This window comes from Rhodobacter sp. 24-YEA-8, assembly GCF_900105075.1.
Taxonomy (GTDB): Bacteria; Pseudomonadota; Alphaproteobacteria; order Rhodobacterales; family Rhodobacteraceae; genus Pseudogemmobacter.
Map to the genome: position 1 here is coordinate 3,394,754 of NZ_FNSK01000001.1, position 18,076 is coordinate 3,412,829.

The 18,076-nt window shown below is 62.2% G+C and carries 19 protein-coding genes; 15 read left to right on the top strand and 4 right to left on the bottom strand.

Annotated features, from left to right (window positions below; translation table 11 throughout):
• Positions 1 to 81 precede the first annotated feature (81 nt).
• From BLW25_RS16360 to BLW25_RS16410, 11 genes are all read left to right on the top strand, one after another.
• Positions 82 to 1,110, top strand: coding sequence for a MaoC family dehydratase (locus BLW25_RS16360; RefSeq protein WP_092901076.1), 1,029 nt, complete (start codon positions 82 to 84; stop codon positions 1,108 to 1,110).
• A gap of 156 nt (positions 1,111 to 1,266) precedes the next feature.
• Positions 1,267 to 1,926, top strand: a complete 660-nt coding sequence (locus BLW25_RS16365; protein WP_092901079.1) for a TorF family putative porin — start codon at positions 1,267 to 1,269, stop codon at positions 1,924 to 1,926.
• A 322-nt stretch (positions 1,927 to 2,248) separates the two neighbouring features.
• Positions 2,249 to 2,638, top strand: a complete 390-nt coding sequence (gene sdhC, locus BLW25_RS16370; RefSeq protein ID WP_092901082.1) for a succinate dehydrogenase, cytochrome b556 subunit — start codon at positions 2,249 to 2,251, stop codon at positions 2,636 to 2,638.
• Positions 2,639 to 2,651: 13 nt separating this feature from the next.
• On the top strand, positions 2,652 to 3,023 hold the full coding sequence (gene sdhD, locus BLW25_RS16375) for a succinate dehydrogenase, hydrophobic membrane anchor protein (RefSeq protein ID WP_092901085.1): 372 nt from the start codon (positions 2,652 to 2,654) through the stop codon (positions 3,021 to 3,023).
• Between the two features lie 53 nt (positions 3,024 to 3,076).
• Positions 3,077 to 4,882 carry a succinate dehydrogenase flavoprotein subunit gene (sdhA, locus tag BLW25_RS16380; protein ID WP_092901088.1) on the top strand — a complete coding sequence of 602 codons (1,806 nt, stop codon included), beginning with the start codon at positions 3,077 to 3,079 and terminating at the stop codon, positions 4,880 to 4,882.
• The gene (locus BLW25_RS16385) at positions 4,882 to 5,349 is read left to right on the top strand and encodes a hypothetical protein (RefSeq protein WP_092901092.1); all 468 of its coding nucleotides are present in this window, start codon (positions 4,882 to 4,884) and stop codon (positions 5,347 to 5,349) included. The genes sdhA and BLW25_RS16385 overlap by 1 nt, the downstream gene beginning before the upstream one ends.
• Positions 5,330 to 5,689 (top strand): hypothetical protein, encoded by a 360-nt coding sequence (locus BLW25_RS16390; protein WP_143040530.1) that lies wholly within the window; start codon positions 5,330 to 5,332, stop codon positions 5,687 to 5,689. The genes BLW25_RS16385 and BLW25_RS16390 overlap by 20 nt, the downstream gene beginning before the upstream one ends.
• Entirely contained in the window at positions 5,686 to 6,003 is a 318-nt protein-coding gene (locus tag BLW25_RS16395) for a hypothetical protein (RefSeq protein WP_249496399.1), read from the top strand. The genes BLW25_RS16390 and BLW25_RS16395 overlap by 4 nt, the downstream gene beginning before the upstream one ends.
• Entirely contained in the window at positions 6,003 to 6,299 is a 297-nt protein-coding gene (locus BLW25_RS16400; protein WP_092901098.1) for a hypothetical protein, read from the top strand. The genes BLW25_RS16395 and BLW25_RS16400 overlap by 1 nt, the downstream gene beginning before the upstream one ends.
• A 143-nt stretch (positions 6,300 to 6,442) precedes the next feature.
• The gene (locus tag BLW25_RS16405) at positions 6,443 to 7,222 is read left to right on the top strand and encodes a succinate dehydrogenase iron-sulfur subunit (protein WP_092901101.1); all 780 of its coding nucleotides are present in this window, start codon (positions 6,443 to 6,445) and stop codon (positions 7,220 to 7,222) included.
• A gap of 159 nt (positions 7,223 to 7,381) precedes the next feature.
• Positions 7,382 to 7,594 (top strand): hypothetical protein, encoded by a 213-nt coding sequence (locus BLW25_RS16410; RefSeq protein ID WP_092901104.1) that lies wholly within the window; start codon positions 7,382 to 7,384, stop codon positions 7,592 to 7,594.
• Here BLW25_RS16410 and BLW25_RS16415 read toward each other — a convergent pair.
• From BLW25_RS16415 to BLW25_RS16425, 3 genes are all read right to left on the bottom strand, one after another.
• On the bottom strand, positions 7,585 to 8,553 hold the full coding sequence (locus BLW25_RS16415) for an aldo/keto reductase (protein WP_092901107.1): 969 nt from the start codon (positions 8,551 to 8,553) through the stop codon (positions 7,585 to 7,587). The two genes, BLW25_RS16410 and BLW25_RS16415, sit on opposite strands and share 10 nt — an antisense overlap.
• Positions 8,554 to 8,701: 148 nt before the next feature.
• Positions 8,702 to 10,063 (bottom strand): NADP-specific glutamate dehydrogenase, encoded by a 1,362-nt coding sequence (gdhA, locus tag BLW25_RS16420; protein WP_092901110.1) that lies wholly within the window; start codon positions 10,061 to 10,063, stop codon positions 8,702 to 8,704.
• 299 nt (positions 10,064 to 10,362) lie between these two features.
• Positions 10,363 to 12,360, bottom strand: coding sequence for a protein meaA (locus tag BLW25_RS16425; protein WP_092902197.1), 1,998 nt, complete (start codon positions 12,358 to 12,360; stop codon positions 10,363 to 10,365).
• Between the two features lie 215 nt (positions 12,361 to 12,575).
• Between BLW25_RS16425 and serB the strand changes: the two genes are divergently transcribed.
• From serB to BLW25_RS16440, 3 genes are read left to right on the top strand one after another with little or no spacing between them, the layout of a single operon-like run.
• Positions 12,576 to 13,451 (top strand): phosphoserine phosphatase SerB, encoded by an 876-nt coding sequence (serB, locus tag BLW25_RS16430; RefSeq protein WP_092901114.1) that lies wholly within the window; start codon positions 12,576 to 12,578, stop codon positions 13,449 to 13,451.
• Positions 13,448 to 13,927 (top strand): GNAT family N-acetyltransferase, encoded by a 480-nt coding sequence (locus BLW25_RS16435; RefSeq protein ID WP_092901117.1) that lies wholly within the window; start codon positions 13,448 to 13,450, stop codon positions 13,925 to 13,927. The genes serB and BLW25_RS16435 overlap by 4 nt, the downstream gene beginning before the upstream one ends.
• A gap of 1 nt (position 13,928) precedes the next feature.
• Positions 13,929 to 14,693: a TSUP family transporter gene (locus BLW25_RS16440; RefSeq protein ID WP_092901120.1), complete on the top strand. Its 765-nt coding sequence runs from the start codon at positions 13,929 to 13,931 to the stop codon at positions 14,691 to 14,693.
• A 41-nt stretch (positions 14,694 to 14,734) separates the two neighbouring features.
• Here the strand turns inward: BLW25_RS16440 and zapE are convergent, their stop codons facing one another.
• Complete coding sequence (zapE, locus tag BLW25_RS16445; protein ID WP_092901123.1) at positions 14,735 to 15,841, bottom strand: cell division protein ZapE; 1,107 nt, start codon at positions 15,839 to 15,841, stop codon at positions 14,735 to 14,737.
• A gap of 192 nt (positions 15,842 to 16,033) precedes the next feature.
• Between zapE and BLW25_RS16450 the strand changes: the two genes are divergently transcribed.
• Positions 16,034 to 17,938: a methyl-accepting chemotaxis protein gene (locus BLW25_RS16450; protein ID WP_092901126.1), complete on the top strand. Its 1,905-nt coding sequence runs from the start codon at positions 16,034 to 16,036 to the stop codon at positions 17,936 to 17,938.
• Positions 17,939 to 18,076: the final 138 nt, after the last annotated feature.

An 18,076-nucleotide genomic window follows, 5' to 3' on the forward strand; every position in this document is an offset into this window, starting at 1 on the left:
TGCCTCGGGCAGACTTCCCCGCAGTATTTTGGTCAGGAAGAAGGGCCTTAGCGCCTTTCTTGCGGCATTGGGGGAAGAGGCATGAAGACCAATCCGGGGCGGTTTTTCGAGGATTACCGTATGGGCGAGGTGATCCGCCATGCGGTGCCGCGCACGGTGTCGGGGGGCGAGCGGGCGCTCTATCACGCGCTCTATCCGGCGCGGGGCGCGCTTTATTCCTCGGATGAATTTGCGCGGGATTCGGGGCTGGCGGCGAGCCCGCTGGATGATCTGATCGCGTTTCATACGGTCTTCGGCAAGACGGTGCCCGATATCTCGCTGAATGCGGTGGCCAATCTGGGCTATGCCGAGGGGCGCTGGCTGTTGCCGGTCTGGCCGGGCGATACGATCAGGTCCGAATCCGAAGTGATCGGACTGAAGGAGAATTCCAACGGCAAGTCCGGCGTGGTCTATGTGCGCACGCGCGGGCAGAACCAACGTGGCGAGGTGGTCCTGGACTATGTCCGCTGGGTGATGGTGAAAAAGGCGCGGGATGTGCCTGCGCCCGAGCCGGTGGTCCCGGATTTGCGCAAGGTGGTGCCGGCCGCGGAATTGGTGGTGCCGGCCGGGCTTGATTTCAGCCGCTACGATTTTGGTCTGGCGGGCGAGCCGCATCGCTGGGGAGATTACGCGGTCGGCGAGAAGATCGACCATGTCGACGGCGTCACTGTCGAAGAGGCCGAGCATATGCTCGCGACGCGTCTCTGGCAGAACACCGCGAAAGTGCATTTCGATGCGACCAATCGTGAAGACGGGCGGCGGCTGATCTATGGCGGGCATGTGATCAGCCTGGCGCGGGCGCTTTCGTTCAACGGGCTCGCCAATGCCCAGATGATCGTGGCGCTGAATGCCGGCGCCCATGCGAATCCGTGTTTCTCGGGCGATACGGTCAGGGCCTGGTCCGAGGTGCTCGACCGGGCGGAAACTTCTGCACCGGGGGTCGGGGCGCTCCGGCTGCGTCTTGTCGCCGTAAAACAGGGCGCGGCTCCTTTCGCGCTGAAAGGCGAGGACGGCAAATACCAGCCCGAGGTGTTGCTCGATCTGGATTACTGGGCGCTGGTGCCGCTCTGACGCAATTGACTGTGGCACAGCCGCCCGAAAACCGGGCTGCTGTGCCCTGTTATACACTTGTTCAGTTTCTTGTTGTACGGTTGTAAAACAAGTCTTGCATGAAAGGTGCAAGCGATTCCAGGCTGTGAGGGCAAGCTCAAGCAAGGAGTGATGACGATGTCGGAACGCGTTATTGATGGCCCGGGGAAACTCGCAGGGGCCGCATGTTTTTGTCTGTGTCTTTTCACCACTGCAGCTGCCGCGCAGGATCTGTCGCTCTACAGCGGCACCGCGCTGCAATATTACACCAAGAATGATGACGGCCCGTCGAAATCCGATCTGAACGCCTATCTCGAACTGGATTACAGTGGCGCTTATGCGGGGATCTGGGCCGAGGTCACCAACTGGGAAGATTACAACGAGGTCGATCTTTATCTCGGCTATCGCGGCGAGGCCGGGCGGCTGAGCTATGATGCCAACTATTATTACTACATCTACCCGGATGTGGATGATGCCGATTATGGCGAGCTGGGCCTCGTTCTCGACTATGCGCTGACGGATACATTCTCCATCGGCACCGAGCTTTACACCCAGCCGGAGAGCGGCAATGGCAGCGCCTATCTGACGGCGGCACTGGCGGCGGGGGACCGCTTTGGCTTTGACGTCTCCTGGGGCAAAAATGACGAAGGTTTCGGCACTTATGCCGAATGGGAGATCGGCGGATCCTATGCGATCAGCGATGAGGTCAGCCTTGGCCTGCGCTACTATAACGGTGAGGCCTATGATAATTACTTCCGGCTGGAACTGGCCTGGAATACGACGCTCCTGACCCGCTGATACCAGGCGCGGCAGCGAGAGACGGCAGGATGAGACGGCGGGGGCCAGCGACGGCCCCCCTTAAAGGCTTGCCCATAATATCTGAATAAAACACCAGGTTATTCCCCGTGATCACTGATGTGATCACGGTTTTCAAAATCGTGATCACAAACTCGCGAAAAACTTGTGGGGTTAGCGGGAACAGGACGCGTTTGCAGCATTGCCCCCGGTGACTTGGGTGATAAAAGCGATATGACGATTGGCATATCGAAGCGCGCTCCATCGCGAAACCCGCCTCCGACCGGGTCCCGTGCGGGGCAAGCCAGCGACGAAGGGACAAGCGATGTCTGCACCGAAACAGGTCCAGCGACCTCTTTCTCCGTTCATGATCGGCCCGTATTACCGGCCGCAGATGACCTCGATTTCCTCGATCATGGTGCGGATCACCGGCATCGCGACGCTGGGGACGATCTTTCTGGTCGTGGCCTGGCTGGTGGCGGCGGTGACCTCGCCTGCGGCTTTTGACTGTGTCAACTGGCTCCTGACCTCGGTGATCGGCGATATCATCATGACGCTGGCGGCCTGGGCGATCTGGTATCACGCGCTTGGCCGCCTGCGCCATGTGATCTGGGATCTGGGCTATTTCATCGAGGTGAAGGCCAATGAGATCATGGGCTGGTCGATGTTCATCGGGGCCACGATCCTGACCATCGTCACCGTGCTTGTGGTCTGAGGGAGGACAAGAGATGCGTTTCATCACCGACCGCAAAGCCGCTGATGGCCTTGGATCCGCCCGGGCCGGCACCCATCATCACTGGAATATGCTGATCAGCTCGGTGTTGCTGGTCGTGCTGGTGCCGCTGTTTGTGTTCACCTTCGGCTATGGCCTTGGCCGCACGCATGAAGGCGTCCTGGCCTATTTCTCGCGGCCCTGGCCTGCGATCATCACCGGGCTGACGCTGATCGTGGTGACGTTGCATTGCAAGGCCGAGGCCGAAGAGGCGATCATTGACTATGTGCATGGCGCAAAGGCGAAACTGGCGCTGGTCGCGGTGACGGGCCTCGCCTGGGCGCTGATTGTGGTGGGGCTTTTCGCTCTGGTTAAACTGGCGCTGTAAGCGGCTGCCCGGATGGGGCTGCCCTGCAAGAGATGCGGTAAGGAAAGACGGAAATGACGGCTGCATACCAATACGAGACGCATGAATATGACGTCGTGGTTGTCGGTGCCGGTGGCGCGGGCCTGCGCGCAACGCTTGGCATGGCCGAGCAGGGGCTGCACACCGCCTGCGTGACCAAGGTCTTCCCGACGCGGTCTCACACCGTCGCGGCCCAGGGCGGGATCGCTGCGTCTTTGGCCAATATGGGCCCCGACAACTGGCAGTGGCATATGTATGACACCGTCAAGGGATCGGACTGGCTGGGCGATACCGATGCGATGGAATATCTCGCGCGCGAAGCCCCCAAGGCGGTTTATGAGCTGGAACATTACGGCGTGCCGTTTTCCCGCACGGAAGAGGGCAAGATCTATCAGCGTCCCTTCGGCGGTCACACGACCGAATTCGGCGAAGGCCCGCCCGTGCAGCGCACCTGTGCCGCCGCTGACCGCACCGGCCACGCGATCCTGCACACGCTTTATGGCCGGTCGCTGAAGGAGCAGGCCGAGTTCTATATCGAATATTTCGCGCTTGATCTGATCATCACCGACGGGCGCTGCACCGGCGTGCTGTGCTGGAAGCTTGATGACGGCACCATGCATGTCTTCAACGCCAAGATGGTGGTGCTGGCGACCGGCGGCTACGGGCGTGCCTATTTCTCGGCGACCTCGGCCCATACCTGCACCGGCGATGGTGGCGGCATGGTGGCCCGCGCCGGCCTCGCCCTTCAGGATATGGAATTCGTGCAGTTCCACCCGACCGGCATCTATGGCTCGGGCTGTCTGATCACAGAGGGCGCGCGCGGCGAGGGCGGCTATCTGACCAACTCGAATGGCGAGCGGTTCATGGAGCGTTATGCGCCCCATTACAAAGATCTCGCGCCGCGCGACTATGTCTCGCGCTGCATGACGATGGAGATCCGCGAGGGCCGGGGTGTCGGCGCCGACAAGGATCACATCTTCCTCCACCTGAACCACCTGCCACCCGCGACCCTGCATGAGCGTCTGCCGGGGATTTCGGAATCGGCAAAGATCTTCGCCGGGGTCGATCTGAACAAAGAACCGATCCCGGTTCTGCCGACCGTTCACTATAATATGGGCGGTATCCCGACGAATTACTGGGGCGAGGTACTGAACCCGACGCCCGAGAACCCCGATGCGATCTTCCCCGGTCTGATGGCTGTGGGAGAGGCGGGCTGTGCAAGCGTGCATGGCGCGAACCGTCTGGGCTCGAACTCGCTGATCGATCTTGTGGTCTTTGGTCGTGCCGCCGCGATCCGCGCAGGCCAGGTGGTCGACCCGAAATCCGCCGTGCCGCCTACGAACAAAGCCAGCGTCGACCAGGCGCTCGCGCGGTTCGATGCGCTGCGTCACGCCAATGGTGCTGTCGCGACCGCCGATCTGCGTCTCGAGATGCAGAAAACCATGCAGCGCGATGCCGCCGTCTTCCGCACCGAAAAGACCCTTGCCGAAGGCGAGGTCGCGATGACCGAAATCGCCGGCAAGATGTCGGATATCAAGGTCACTGACCGTTCGATGATCTGGAACAGCGACCTGATGGAGACGCTGGAACTGACGAACCTGATGCCCAATGCGCTGGCGACGATCTATGGCGCCCATGCCCGCACAGAAAGCCGCGGTGCCCATGCGCATGAGGATCACCCGACGCGTGATGACGCCAACTGGCGCAAGCACAGCCTCGCCCATGTTGACGGCAACAAAGTTACGCTCTCCTATCGTCCGGTTCATCTTGATCCGCTGACGGCAGAGGCCGATGGCGGGATCAGTCTGAAGAAGATTGCCCCGGCAGAACGGAAATTCTGATGCGTATTCGCGGTGGTGTATTGCTTGCCTCGCTGATGACCCTGGGCCTTGCGGCCTGCGGCGGCGGCTATAGTGATCCCGCGACATCGTGTATTTTTGCTGCGGGCCACGCCTATCCGGGCGAGGGCCAGAAAGCCGCGCGGGAGACGGCAACACGCGACTGCATTGACCGCGAGGTCCGCAAACAGGCGGCCGTGACCGGGACAGAGGTGAAGCGGATAGACGGCCCGAATGGCAGTACGACCTGGGTCAAAGCCGGATCGGCCGCCGATCGTGCCGCCTCCGGCAAGGCCATTCCGACGATCAACACGCGCCCGGGCAACACAGGCCCGGTTACTGTCGGGGCGCCGACAACTGCGGCCCCGTCAAGGGGCAGCGTGCAAGCGGTTGCACCTCTGGTCGGGCCGGATCAGACCTGCCGGAAAACCATGATCGGAGGGACTGGCTATGCCTGTATCGCGAACTAAATCCCTGTTGGCGATTGCCACGCTCGCGCTTTCCGGCTGCGTCGCCGGCGAGAGCATGATGCAGGAAACCACCCGCTCGCTGGCGCGTACTGCGGTGAACGGGGCGGCGAACCATTATTTGCCGGGCGTCAATGTCTCGCCCTATACCGATTGCGTCATCAACAATGCGCAGACGGGGGAACTCATGCAGCTGGCGCAATATGCCTCGGCTGGTGCCAATGGCGCGACTCAGGCCTGGCCGGTGGTGCGCACCATCGCAAGCCGCCCCGAGGCAACCCAATGCCTGATTCAGTCGCTGAGCGCGACGGATCTGCTGAAAGTCGGGGGGGCCTCGCTGTGATCCTCCGTTTTGCGCTGATCCCCGCCATGCTGCTGCTTGCCGCCTGCGATCCGCAGGCGCTGGCCGATAAGACCACCCGCAATATCGCGCATGGCGTGGTGTTGCCGGTGGTGTCGCGGGACCTGCCAGCAGGCCCGGCCGGTCAGGCGACGGAGTGCATTCTCAACGCGGCGTCAATGCCCGAGATCCGGGCACTTGCGCGCGATACCGGTGTCGAGGCCGGCAGCCTCACCCGCGAGAATGTCAGGAACATCGCGCTGCGCCCCGCCGCGCAAAGCTGCTTTGCCGCCCATAACATCCCGCAGGTGCGCTGATGCGTCCCCTCGCCCCGCTTGTTCTGCTCTTCCTTGCCGCCTGCGGCCCGGTTTCGGTTCATCGCGCCGAAGAAATGTGCCTCAAATCCGCGCGCGAGGCGAAGGGGCCGACCGGGACGGCAGGGATCGGCATCGTCTCCGGCCCCTCGGGCACCAGACCGCGCGGCGATCTGGAACTCAATATTTCGTCTGACTGGCTGATGCGCCGGGATCCGGCGGTGGTCTATGAGACCTGTGTGATGTCCAAATCGGGGCAGGCGCCAGGCCGCCCCTATCATATGCTGGTGCGGGGATAGGCAGGATGCAGGCGCGTCCGGGGCCGGGCCCCGCAACCAGAAACTGCGCCGGCCTGCCCGGTACCTTCATCGCCCGGCGCCCTGTGGCGCCCCGCGGATTTCATTACGGCGCCAAGCGCAAAGCCAGAGCCTGAGGAACAGCCATGGTCCAGTTTTCGCTCCCCAAGAACTCCAAGGTCCGTACCGGCAAGACCTGGCCAAAGCCCGCCGGTGCGAAGAACACCCGGGCCTTCCGCATCTATCGCTGGGATCCTGATACCGGCGAGAACCCGCGGGTCGACACCTATTATCTTGATATGGATAAATGCGGGCCGATGGTTCTGGACGCGCTGATCAAGATCAAAAACGAGATCGATCCGACGCTGACCTTCCGCCGCTCGTGCCGCGAAGGGATTTGCGGCTCCTGCGCGATGAATATCGATGGTGGCAACCATCTGGCCTGTATCTATGGGCTTGATGAGATCCGGGGGGATGTAAAGATTTACCCGCTGCCGCATATGTCGGTAATCAAGGACCTGATCCCGGATCTGACGCATTTCTACGCGCAGCATGCCTCGATTATGCCCTGGCTGGAGACGCGTTCGAACACGCCGGCGAAAGAATGGCGCCAGTCGATCGAGGATCGCAAAAAGCTCGACGGGCTTTATGAATGCGTGATGTGCGCCTCCTGCTCGACGTCCTGCCCGAGCTATTGGTGGAATTCCGAGAAATATCTCGGCCCGGCGGCGCTGCTGCATGCCTATCGCTGGATCGTCGATTCCCGCGATGAGATCACCGGCGAGCGTCTCGACGGGCTGGAAGATCCGTTCAAGCTTTATCGCTGCCATACAATCATGAACTGCGCCAAGACCTGCCCGAAGGGGCTTAACCCGGCAAAGGCGATTGCAGAAATCAAGAACCTGATGGTCGAGCGCGCCGTCTGAACCTGGCCGGGGAGAGGGGGCCAGCCCCCTCGCGCGTGCCGCGCTCACCCCCGGGATATTTAGAGACAGATGAAGGAGGCAGTGTTTTTCATCTGTCCTTAAATATCCCCGCCGGAGGCGCAGGCTGGCCAGGGGCACAGGTGCCGGAGTTGTTTCGCCATGATCCTGTTTCTCCCCATTGGCCTTGCTTTGCTCTTTTTCGGGCTGTGGTATTACAGGCGCGGGTCAACCCTGACCCGCGCCTGTCGCTGGCGGCTTGAACGCCATATTGGCCCCGATCATTACCGCTGCGCGGCCTGCGGGGCTGTGACCGATACCGGGCCGGGGCGAACGCCGAATGCCTGTCTTCGGCCAGGGCGCGGTCAGCAGTAACGCTCGACACCTGCCAGCTGGTGATCGCCGTAGCGGTCGCCTTCTGCAAAACCTGCGGGAAGCAACTGGTCGATCCGGGCTTGGTCTTCAGCCGTGAAGCTGATCTCGTCAGCTGCCAGCCAGTGCCGCAGATGCGCGGCGCTGCGGGTGCCGGGGATGGGCAGGATATGGTCGCCTTTTTGCAAGGTCCAGGCGAGGGCGGTGGCGGATGTGGTCCAGCCTCTCTCGCGGCAAAAGGCGCGGAAGCTTTCAATCTTTGCTGTATTGCGCGAGAAGGCCGGTTCGGTAAAGCGTGGATTGCGCCCGCGGAATCCGTCGGTCGGCGGCGCCAGCGCGGTCTCGCCCAGCATGCCGCGCGCCAGTGGCGAAAAGGCCACGAATGTAGTGCCAAGTTCAGCGCAGGCCTGGATCACGCCGAGCTCTGGCTGGCGGGTCCAGAGCGAATATTCATTCTGCACCGCCATACAGGGATGGATCGCATGGGCGCGGCGCAGAGTGGCGGGCGCAATCTCGGAGAGGCCGTAGCCGCCGATCTTTCCCTCCTCAATCAGCCGCGACAGGGTGCCGATCACCTCTTCCAGCGGGCGGTCTGCCTCGCGGCGGTGGATGTAGAAGAGATCGACGTGATCGCGGCCCAGGCGCTTCAGCGAGGCCTCCAGTTCGCTCCGCAGATAGGGTTCGGAATTGTCGATCCGGCGCGGGGTGCCATCGACGATTCCGGCTTTGGTGGCGATCACCGGGGAATGTCCGCGCGTCTTCAGCCATGTGCCGATCATGGTTTCCGAGATGCCCATGCCATAGATATTGGCGGTGTCGAAATGGGTGATGCCGGCTTCCCAGGCGGCATCCAGCGCGCTGAGGCTGGTTGCCTCATCGGTCGCGCCAAACATCCCGCCCAGGGACATCGCGCCAAATCCAATGGCGCCGACATCGTGGCGGCCGAGTTTACGGGTCTTCATGAGGAGGCTCCTGTCACGAGAGGGTGGCCATACAACAGGAGCGAATCGCTTCATGCAAGGGCGGAACAGCGACCCGCCATGCAAAAGGGGCGCAGCCTCGCAGCCACGCCCCTTGCTTTAACACATCCGGGAAGCCGTCCGGCCAGGATCAGATGACGCCGAGCGCCCGCATCGCTTCGGCCACTTTCACGAAGCCCGCGATATTCGCGCCCATCACGTAATCGCCCGGCGCGCCGAATTCTTCGGCCGTACCGGCGCAGGTGTCGTGGATGTTCTTCATGATCGTTGCGAGACGCGCTTCCGTCTGATCAAAGGTCCAGCTGTCGCGGCTGGCATTTTGCTGCATTTCGAGCGCCGAAGTGGCCACGCCACCAGCATTTGCCGCCTTGCCGGGAGCGAAGAGCACGCCTGCATCCTGGAAGATCCGTACGGCATCCGGGGTAGAGGGCATATTCGCGCCTTCGCCGACCGCGATCACGCCATTCTTCACCAGAGCCTTTGCATCCTTGCCGGTCAGCTCGTTCTGCGTGGCCGAAGGCATCGCCACGTCACAGGGCACGTCCCAGATCGAGCCTTCGCCCGCCTTGACGAACCAGACGCCTTTGCCCTCGCCCTTGATGCGCAGATATTCCGAGATCCGGGCGCGACGCACCTCTTTGATCTCCTGGATCAGGTCGAGATCGATGCCGTTCTCATCCACGATATAGCCCGAGCTGTCGGACATCGCGATGACCTTGCCGCCAAACGAAGTGACCTTCTCATGGCTGTAGATCGCCACGTTGCCGGAGCCGGAAATCACCACTTTCTTGCCGTCGAACGAGGTGCCTTTGGTCCCCAGCATCGATTGCACGAAATAGGTATTGCCGTAGCCGGTTGCCTCGGTGCGGGCGCGCGAGCCGCCGTAGAACAGCGCCTTGCCGGTCAGAACGCCTGCCTCGTAGCGGTTCGTCAGGCGCTTGTACTGGCCGAACATATAGCCGATCTCGCGGCCGCCGACGCCGATATCGCCTGCGGGAACGTCTGTATATTCTCCGATATGGCGGTGGAGTTCGAGCATGAACGACTGGCAGAAGCGCATGATTTCACGGTCGGATTTACCCTTGGGGTCGAAATCCGAGCCGCCTTTGCCGCCGCCGATCGGCATGCCGGTCAGCGCGTTCTTGAAGGTCTGTTCAAAGCCGAGGAACTTGATGATCCCGACATTCACCGAAGGGTGGAACCGGATGCCGCCCTTATAGGGGCCAAGCGCTGAATTGAATTGCACGCGGAAGGCGCGGTTGATGCGGACCTGGCCCGCATCATCAATCCACGGCACGCGGAAAATGATCTGGCGTTCTGGTTCGCAAATACGCTCGATCAGCGCGTCTTCGAGAAGGTCGGGGCGCTTGGCGACCACGCGACCAAGGCTTTCGAGAACCTCGCGCACCGCCTGGTGGAATTCGGGCTCGCCCTGGTTGCGCCGGATCACCTCGGCAAGGATGGATTCAAGTCTCTCGTCCAGATGAGGCATTCTTGTTCCGCCGATTCGCCTGAAGATTATTCACATTGGCGCGAAATAAAGCAGTTTGAGGACAGGCATAAGGGCAATACGGCATTCTGCCCGAAAATTTGCCAGAATACCGGCACTATGAGTGATGATTGGCGTAGATACCGTAATATATGCCGTATGTGCCGGTCAAATTGACTGACCTGATGGGGCAATCATCAATCTGCGAGACGGGCCGACAGGGGTGGTAATTCGCTATACCGCCCATGCAGACCGGGAGAACAGGTCGCGACCCCGGGCCGCGAATGCGGAAAAGCAGATGCTCACGCGGCCTCGGGCTCCGGGTCCACCAGGGTCACGATATCCATCATGATCCGGTTCAGCTCGAAATCCTTCGGCGTATAAACGGCGGCGACCCCCATGGCGCGCAGCTTTACCGCGTCATCCTCGGGGATGATGCCGCCCACGACAACCGGGACGGTCAGGCCCGCCGCCCGCATCCGCTCCATCATATCGGAGATCAGCGGGATATGGCTGCCGGAAAGGATCGAGAGGCCGACGACATGCACGTCCTGGTCGGCGGCGGCGGCGACGATCTCGGCAGGTGTCAGGCGGATGCCTTCGTAATGGATCTCCATGCCGCAATCGCGGGCGCGGGCCGCAATCTGTTCGGCGCCGTTCGAGTGGCCGTCGAGGCCGGGCTTGCCCACAAGGAAGGACAATTGCCGGCCCAGTCGGGCCGAGACGGCCGAGACCGCCTCGCGGATCGGCTCCAGCCCTTCGGTGCGGTTCGAGGGGTTCTTCGACACACCTGTAGGCCCGCGATACTGGCCAAAAGCTTTGCGGACGGTTTCGCCCCATTCGCCGGTGGTTGCGCCGGCTTTGGCCGCTTTGATCGAGGGCGGCATGATATTGCGGCCCTGGGCGGCTGCCTCGCGCAACTCTTCCAGGGCTTCGCGGACGCGTGCCTCGTCGCGTGCCTCGCGCCAGGCGCGCAGGCGGTCAAGCTGATCGGCCTCGGCCGCTTCATCGATGACCATGATCGCGCCATCACCGGTGGTCAGGGGCGAGGGTTCGGTTTCGCGCCAGCGGTTGACGCCGACGACGATGGTCTCCTGGGTCTCGATGCGGCCGATGCGTTCGGCATTGGCCTCGACCAGCCGCGATTTCATATATTCGATCGAGGCGACTGCGCCGCCCATGGCGTCGATCTGCGCCAGCTCGTCACGCGCGCCCTGTTTCAGCGCCTCGACCTTGCGGTCGATGGCGGGGTTCTCGTCAAACAGATCGTCATATTCCAGCAGGTCGGTTTCGTAAGCCAGGATCTGCTGCATACGGAGCGACCATTGCTGATCCCAGGGCCGCGGCAGGCCAAGCGCCTCATTCCAGGCGGGCAGCTGCACCGCCCGCGCCCGGGCCTTTTTCGACAAGGTCACTGCCAGCATCTCGATCAGGATGCGATAGACGTTGTTTTCCGGCTGCGGTTCGGTAAGGCCAAGGCTGTTCACCTGCACCCCATAGCGGAAACGCGAGTATTTCTCGTCAGTTATGCCATAGCGGTCGCGGCAGATTTCGGTCCAGAGATCGACAAAGGCGCGCATCTTGCACATCTCGGTCACAAAGCGGATACCCGCATTGACGAAGAAGGAAATCCGCCCGACCATCTTGGGGAAGTCCTTTTCCGCGACCTTTCCTTTCAGATCATCGAGCACCGCGCAGGCGGTCGCGAGGGCAAATGCCAGCTCCTGTTCCGGCGTCGCGCCGGCCTCTTGCAGATGGTAGGAACAGACATTCATCGGGTTCCATTTTGGCAGGTTCTTACCCGTCCAGGCGGCGACATCGGTGATCAGCCGCAGGCTTGGCTTTGGCGGGCAGATATAGGTTCCGCGCGAGAGATATTCCTTGATGATGTCATTCTGAACCGTGCCCTGGAGCTGGGAAATATCCGCGCCCTGTTCTTCGGCCACGGCAACATACAGCGCGAGCAGCCAGGGCGCCGTCGCGTTGATCGTCATCGAGGTGTTCATCTGTTCCAGCGGGATATCTTTGAACAGGGACCGCATATCGCCCAGATGGCAGACCGGCACGCCGACCTTGCCGACCTCACCGCGCGAAAGCTCATGATCGCTGTCATAGCCGGTCTGGGTCGGCAGATCGAAGGCAACCGAGAGACCCGTCTGCCCCTTGGCGAGGTTGCCGCGATAGAGCTCGTTCGAGGCGCTGGCGGTCGAATGGCCGGCATAGGTGCGAAAGAGCCAGGGCTTATCCTTCACCGGCTTTGCGCCTGTGCTGATCTCCGTGGGAGCTTTTGCTTCGGTCATGGTCGCCTCACCTGTCACGCGCCGAAAATTATGAATGCGCAATAATCTTTCGCATAAATAGAGGTATGGATTATTTAATGACAATGTCAATCGCTGCAATGCGGCGCTTGCGATGCAGGTGCAAAAGAACTCCGGCGCGCTGGCTTTGGCCCCGGAAAGCGCGTAATTCCCGGGCTGAAACCATGCCTGAGTTCCCAGACGCGCCCGGAGGCCAGATGTTCATCGCCACTTTGCTGACCAGCCCCGAGACCCCGATTCTGAACCGCGAAACGGTCGAGAGCCTGCGCAATGCCTGGGGTGGCGGCGATGCCCGCTGGCTGGATCCGGGTGTCGCGGCAGAGTTCCCTTTGGCGAATGTGCCGGACAATGTGGATCAGGTCTGGCACGATCTCCAGTCGCTGAAACTGGATCTGGCGGTTCAGCCCGGGGCGGGGCGGAAAAAACAGCTGCTGATTGCCGATATGGACAGCACGATGATCCGCCAGGAATGTATCGACGAGCTGGCCGATGAGGCCGGTGTGGGCGCGCATGTCGCGGGCATCACTGCGCGGGCGATGAATGGCGAGCTGGATTTCGAGGCGGCTTTGCGCGAGCGCGTGGGCCTGTTGAAAGGTCTGCCGGAAAGCGTGATCGCGGGCGTGATCCGGGACCGGATCACGCTGATGCCGGGCGGCACAGTGCTGTTGAACACCATGAAGGCGCAGGGCGCTTATACGGCGCTGGTCTCGGGCGGGTTTACCGCCTTTACTGCGGCCATTGCGGCGCGGCTCGGGTTCGATGAGAACCGCGCCAATACGCTGTTGGTTGCGGATGGGAAGCTGACCGGGATGGTTGCGGATCCGATCCTCGGGAAAGAGGCCAAGGTGACGGCACTGGAAGAAATCACCACCAGGCTCGGGATCGGCGCTGATCAGGTGATCGCGGTGGGCGACGGTGCCAATGACCTGCCGATGTTGCATCGCGCGGGGACCGGGGTCGCACTTCATGCCAAGCCGAAGGTTCAGGCCGAGGCGAAGATCCGGGTCAATCACGGGGATCTGACGGCTCTGCTGTATCTGCAGGGCTATGCGCGCGAAGAGTTCGCGGCATGATTATCCGCCGCGCCTTGCCCGCTGATGCACCCGCGATGACGGAATTGCAAAACCAGATCATCCGCGAGGGCGGTACCACCGCCTATGAGGACGAGCGCGAGGAGGCCGATATCCTCGCGCGCTATATCGCACCGGAAGATGGCATCTGCTGCCATGTCGCCGAGCTCGGGGGCCGGGTGATCGGCTTTCAGGTCGTCTCTCCCAACCCGGCGCTGCCGGAGGGCTGGGCCGAGATCGGGACCTTCGTTGCATCGGATGTCCAGGCGCGCGGCATCGGCCAGGCGCTTTTCGCGGCGACGGGAGCTGCCGCCCGCGCGGCGGGGGTGGCGGTTCTGAACGCGACGATCCGCGCCGATAACCGCCCGGGGCTGGCCTATTATGCGCGGCTTGGCTTTGTGGATTACAGTACCGATCCGGGCTGGGCGCTGAAAAGCGGCGCGGTTGTCGGGCGGGTGAGCCGGCGGCTCGGGCTCTGACATGTTTGAAATCGCGACGGATCTGGCGCTTTTCCTGATGCTCGCGGCCTTTGTGGCGGGGATGATCGATTCCATCGCCGGCGGCGGCGGTCTGATCACGGTGCCCGCTTTGCTGCTGGCCGGTGTTTCGCCGATCGAGGCGCTGGCCACCAATAAGCTGCAAGGCAGCTTCGGCTCTGGCACCGCCGCGCTGACCTATGCCAAAGCGGGCCATGTGCGCCTGTCAGAACAGCTGCCGATGGCGGTGATTTCGGCCCTGGCGGCGGCGGCGGGCGCAATGGTGGCCCATCTGCTCTCGGCCGATCTTCTGCGGATCATCATGCCGGTCGTGCTGATCGCGGTGGCGGGCTTTTTTGCCTTTCGCAAAGGGCTGAGCGATCAGGACCGGGTGCAGCGGATGAAGCCCGCGGTTTTCGCCTTTACCATCGTGCCTGCCATCGCGGCTTATGACGGGTTCTTTGGCCCCGGAACTGGCAGCTTCTTCATGATGGGTTTCGTGCTGCTGGCCGGATATGGGGTGCTGCGGGCCACCGCCCATACCAAGCTCCTGAATTTCGCGTCAAATCTCGGCTCGCTTGCGGTGTTCATACCTTCGGGAAATGTGCTCTGGCTGGTGGGGCTGGGTATGGCGCTGACCCAGACGCTCGGCGCCTGGATCGGGGCGAAGCTGGCCATGCGGATCGGGGCGCAGCTGATCCGGCCGCTGCTGGTCGTGACCTCGGGCGCTATGGCATTGCGTCTGATATGGCAGATATTCCACGGCTGACCCCCGGAGTCATACTGGCGGACCGGGGACCCGGAGGCACCTTATTCTGTACCGGGATCCCTGTGATCGGAGCCCCATGTCGCGTCCTGCATCTCGCGCAGCCGGCTCGCGGTGCGTTCGAATTCAAAGGCACCAGTGCCTTCGAGGTATAACCGCTCCGGCTCATCCGCTGCCGAGGCGATCAGCCGCACCTTTGCCTCGTAAAGCGCGTCGACCAGCGTCACAAAACGCTTTGCCTCATTATAGTTCGATGCCGAGAGCTGCGGGATATCTTCCAGAATCAGCACCCGGCAGGCGCTGGCGATGGCAAGGAAATCTGCGGCCCCCAGCGGGCGGGCGCAAAGATCGTAGAAGCCCGCGCGCCCGACACCGCTGGCAAATCGCGGCAACTCGACCTCGCGGCCATTGACCGGCAGCCGCAGCGCCGTGCCCGCCGCGCCGCCGGTAAGGTCGTTCCAGATCGCATCGATCCGGCCGTGATTGCTGCCGGCGGGCTGGAACCAGACCTGCGCCCCGGTCAGCCTGTGCTGGCGATAATCATTGGCGCTGACGATCTCATGGATCACCAGCTTTTCGCGCAGGATGTCGATGAACGGCAGGAAGAGCTGCCGGTTCAGCCCGTTCTTGTACAGATCCTCGGGCGGGCGGTTCGAGGTCACCACCACCACCAGGCCCGCCGCAAAGAATTTCTCGAACAGCCGCCCCACGATCATCGCATCGGTGATATCGGTGATCTGCATCTCGTCAAAGGCCAGCAACCGCAGCTCGCGCGTGATCTTTGCCGCCACCGGCGCCAGCGCATCCTCGACGCCGGTCTTGCGCGCCTCATGCATCCCGTGATGGATTTCCTGCATGAAGGCATGGAAATGCACGCGGCGTTTCGCCTCGATCGCCGTCATTTCGGTGAAAAGATCCATCAGCATCGACTTGCCACGCCCGACGCCGCCCCAGAGATAGAGCCCTTTCGGTGCCGCCGGAGGTGCCTTGCCGAACAGGCCCGACAGAAAGCCGCCTTTGCGCGGCGGATGGCTTTCGAGCCAGTCGCGCAGGCTCTCGAGCAGGGGCAATACATCGCGCTGTGCCGGGTCGGGGCGCAGGCTGCCATCGGCCACCCGGGCCTCGTAAATCTCGGAAAGGGTCTGTCGCATCCGCGCTTTATAGCCGGGAGACGCGGGGGCGGGAAGCACCAGACACGGTCGGTGGCCGGGGAATGCTGGCGGGCGCATGTGGGTCAGGGAATAATAGCAACAAATCGAATTACCCCCATTCCCACTAACCGAATCTATACCCGCTTGTCCGATTCTGCCGGGGCAACATGTCTGACCCCGGGGGTTTATCCAATGAATCGGCTGCGTTCACTCGGCCTCGTCACCAAGCTGACCGGCCTTTCGCTTGTCATGTTCCTGCTTGTGGGGGGGCTCGGCGTCTGGCTCGCCAGTCACAAAGTTTCGCAGGTGGTTGAGGAAAGACTGCAGACGCTGATCCTGATGGCCACGCGTATGACCGCCGAGATCACGCAGGACACTTTCTCGGGGCTCAGCTATCAGATTGATGCAAGCGGAAACGTGACCGACGCCGTCTGGGACGGGATCCCGACCTTCAGCAACCACACTATGGTGGATGAGGCGAAAAAGACCGCCGGCACGCATTTCTCGATCCTCCGCTGGGATGATGCGCGCGGCGATTTTTTCCGGATGACCACCAGCATCTTTGACGAGGCCGGGCGCCGCTGGGTGGACTCTCCGCTGGGCCTCGATCACCCGGCCAGGTCCTATATCCTGCGGGGCGAGCGCTATATGGGCCCGGCGGTGCTTTTCGGCGAAACCTATTCGGTCAACCTGATTCCGATCCGTGATCTGAGCGGAACAGTTATCGGGATCCTGTGTAATTTCGTGCCCGAGACGGTCTTGCGCGGAGATCTGCGTTCGGCCGAGATCCAGGGGATCATCGGGGTCGGCATCGCATCTCTGATCGGTGCCCTTATACTGTTCCTGGCCAATCGGGGGCTGCTGCGACCGCTTGGATCGCTTTCGCAGGTGCTGGAGCGGATTCGCAGTGGTGACTCCACGGTCGAGGTGCCCGCGCTGAGCCGTCAGGATGAGATCGGCACCTTTGCCCGCGGTTTTGAGGATTGGCGCCGGTCGGTGGTTGAGACCGAAGCGATGAGTGAGGAATCGACCCGTCGGGAGGCCGAGCAGAGCCGGGTCGTGCGGGACCTGTCGGATTCACTGGCGCGGCTGTCCGGGCTGGATCTGACGGCGGCGATCTCCAATCCGGCAGAGGATCCCTTCCCGGTCCGTTACGAAGAATTGCGACAGAATTTCAATGGTGTGGTCGATATGCTGGCGGAAACCATGGTGATGATCCGCCAGATTGCCGGCTCGATCGACAGCGGTGCGGCAGAGTTCAACACGATCTCGCAGGATATGTCGAACCGGACAGAAACCCAGGCCGCGACGCTGGAAGAGACCGCCGCCGCGTTGGATGAGCTGACGGCAAGCGTGCAGTCGACCGCCGAAAACGCCGCCAATGCCGATACGCAAATGGCCGAAAACGGGCGTCAGGCCGAGGAAAGCGGCCAGGTCGTTCACCGCGCGATCACCGCCATGGAGCAGATCGAACAAAGCTCGCGCCAGATCACCCGTATCACCGATGTGATTGACGATATCGCGTTCCAGACCAATCTTCTGGCGCTGAATGCCGGGGTCGAGGCTGCAAGGGCGGGCGAGGCAGGCAAGGGCTTTGCCGTTGTCGCATCCGAAGTCAGGTCGCTGGCGCAGCGTGCTTCCGAATCGGCGCGCGAGATCAAGCGTCTGATCAGCCAGTCGACCGAGCAGGTCGAGGCAGGTTCTGCCCTCGTGCATGAAACAGGATCTGCGCTGAACCGGATGATCGAGCGCATCCATTCGGTGACCACGCTGATCGCTGATATCGCGGCTTCGGCGCGGGAGCAGTCGCTTGGTCTTTCGGAAATCAATACCGGCGTGAAACAGCTGGACGAGGTCACGCAGCGCAATGCGGCTGTCGTGGTGCAGAGCACAACCTCTTCCGACGCGCTGCATAATGATGCGCAGAAACTGAGTGAAACGCTGCTGCGCTTTGTGGTGCCCGCAGCCAAAGAGGCGGCGAAACGGGCGCCGGAGATCCGTCTTGCCACCCCGGCCCGCACGCCCGAAGGGTTCCAGCCGATTCCGATCGCCCGTACCGGCACCCATGACAGCGCGCAGCAATGGGAAGACTTCTGATCTGATGTGGCCCTGTGCAGGTTCCGGCGGGGGGATGCCACGACATCTGGGCCAAGGCTCTTGGGGGGCGGCCGACTGGCATCCAACCCAGCGGCGGCTGACGGTCCATGACCGGGATCAGGTCGTCGGAGAGTTGTT

Excerpts from the sequence above, each read along its gene's own strand:
- BLW25_RS16450 (WP_092901126.1), top strand. The coding sequence starts at position 16,034 with ATGAATCGGCTGCGTTCACTCGGCCTCGTCACCAAGCTGACCGGCCTT.
- serB (WP_092901114.1), top strand. The coding sequence starts at position 12,576 with ATGTTCATCGCCACTTTGCTGACCAGCCCCGAGACCCCGATTCTGAAC.
- BLW25_RS16405 (WP_092901101.1), top strand. The coding sequence starts at position 6,443 with ATGGTCCAGTTTTCGCTCCCCAAGAACTCCAAGGTCCGTACCGGCAAG.
- sdhC (WP_092901082.1), top strand. The coding sequence starts at position 2,249 with ATGTCTGCACCGAAACAGGTCCAGCGACCTCTTTCTCCGTTCATGATC.
- BLW25_RS16385 (WP_092901092.1), top strand. The coding sequence starts at position 4,882 with ATGCGTATTCGCGGTGGTGTATTGCTTGCCTCGCTGATGACCCTGGGC.
- BLW25_RS16410 (WP_092901104.1), top strand. The coding sequence starts at position 7,382 with ATGATCCTGTTTCTCCCCATTGGCCTTGCTTTGCTCTTTTTCGGGCTG.
- BLW25_RS16415 (WP_092901107.1), bottom strand. The coding sequence starts at position 8,553 with ATGAAGACCCGTAAACTCGGCCGCCACGATGTCGGCGCCATTGGATTT.
- gdhA (WP_092901110.1), bottom strand. The coding sequence starts at position 10,063 with ATGCCTCATCTGGACGAGAGACTTGAATCCATCCTTGCCGAGGTGATC.
- BLW25_RS16360 (WP_092901076.1), top strand. The coding sequence starts at position 82 with ATGAAGACCAATCCGGGGCGGTTTTTCGAGGATTACCGTATGGGCGAG.
- sdhA (WP_092901088.1), top strand. The coding sequence starts at position 3,077 with ATGACGGCTGCATACCAATACGAGACGCATGAATATGACGTCGTGGTT.
- BLW25_RS16365 (WP_092901079.1), top strand. The coding sequence starts at position 1,267 with ATGTCGGAACGCGTTATTGATGGCCCGGGGAAACTCGCAGGGGCCGCA.
- zapE (WP_092901123.1), bottom strand. The coding sequence starts at position 15,841 with ATGCGACAGACCCTTTCCGAGATTTACGAGGCCCGGGTGGCCGATGGC.
- BLW25_RS16400 (WP_092901098.1), top strand. The coding sequence starts at position 6,003 with ATGCGTCCCCTCGCCCCGCTTGTTCTGCTCTTCCTTGCCGCCTGCGGC.
- BLW25_RS16425 (WP_092902197.1), bottom strand. The coding sequence starts at position 12,360 with ATGACCGAAGCAAAAGCTCCCACGGAGATCAGCACAGGCGCAAAGCCG.
- BLW25_RS16390 (WP_143040530.1), top strand. The coding sequence starts at position 5,330 with ATGCCTGTATCGCGAACTAAATCCCTGTTGGCGATTGCCACGCTCGCG.
- sdhD (WP_092901085.1), top strand. The coding sequence starts at position 2,652 with ATGCGTTTCATCACCGACCGCAAAGCCGCTGATGGCCTTGGATCCGCC.
- BLW25_RS16435 (WP_092901117.1), top strand. The coding sequence starts at position 13,448 with ATGATTATCCGCCGCGCCTTGCCCGCTGATGCACCCGCGATGACGGAA.
- BLW25_RS16440 (WP_092901120.1), top strand. The coding sequence starts at position 13,929 with ATGTTTGAAATCGCGACGGATCTGGCGCTTTTCCTGATGCTCGCGGCC.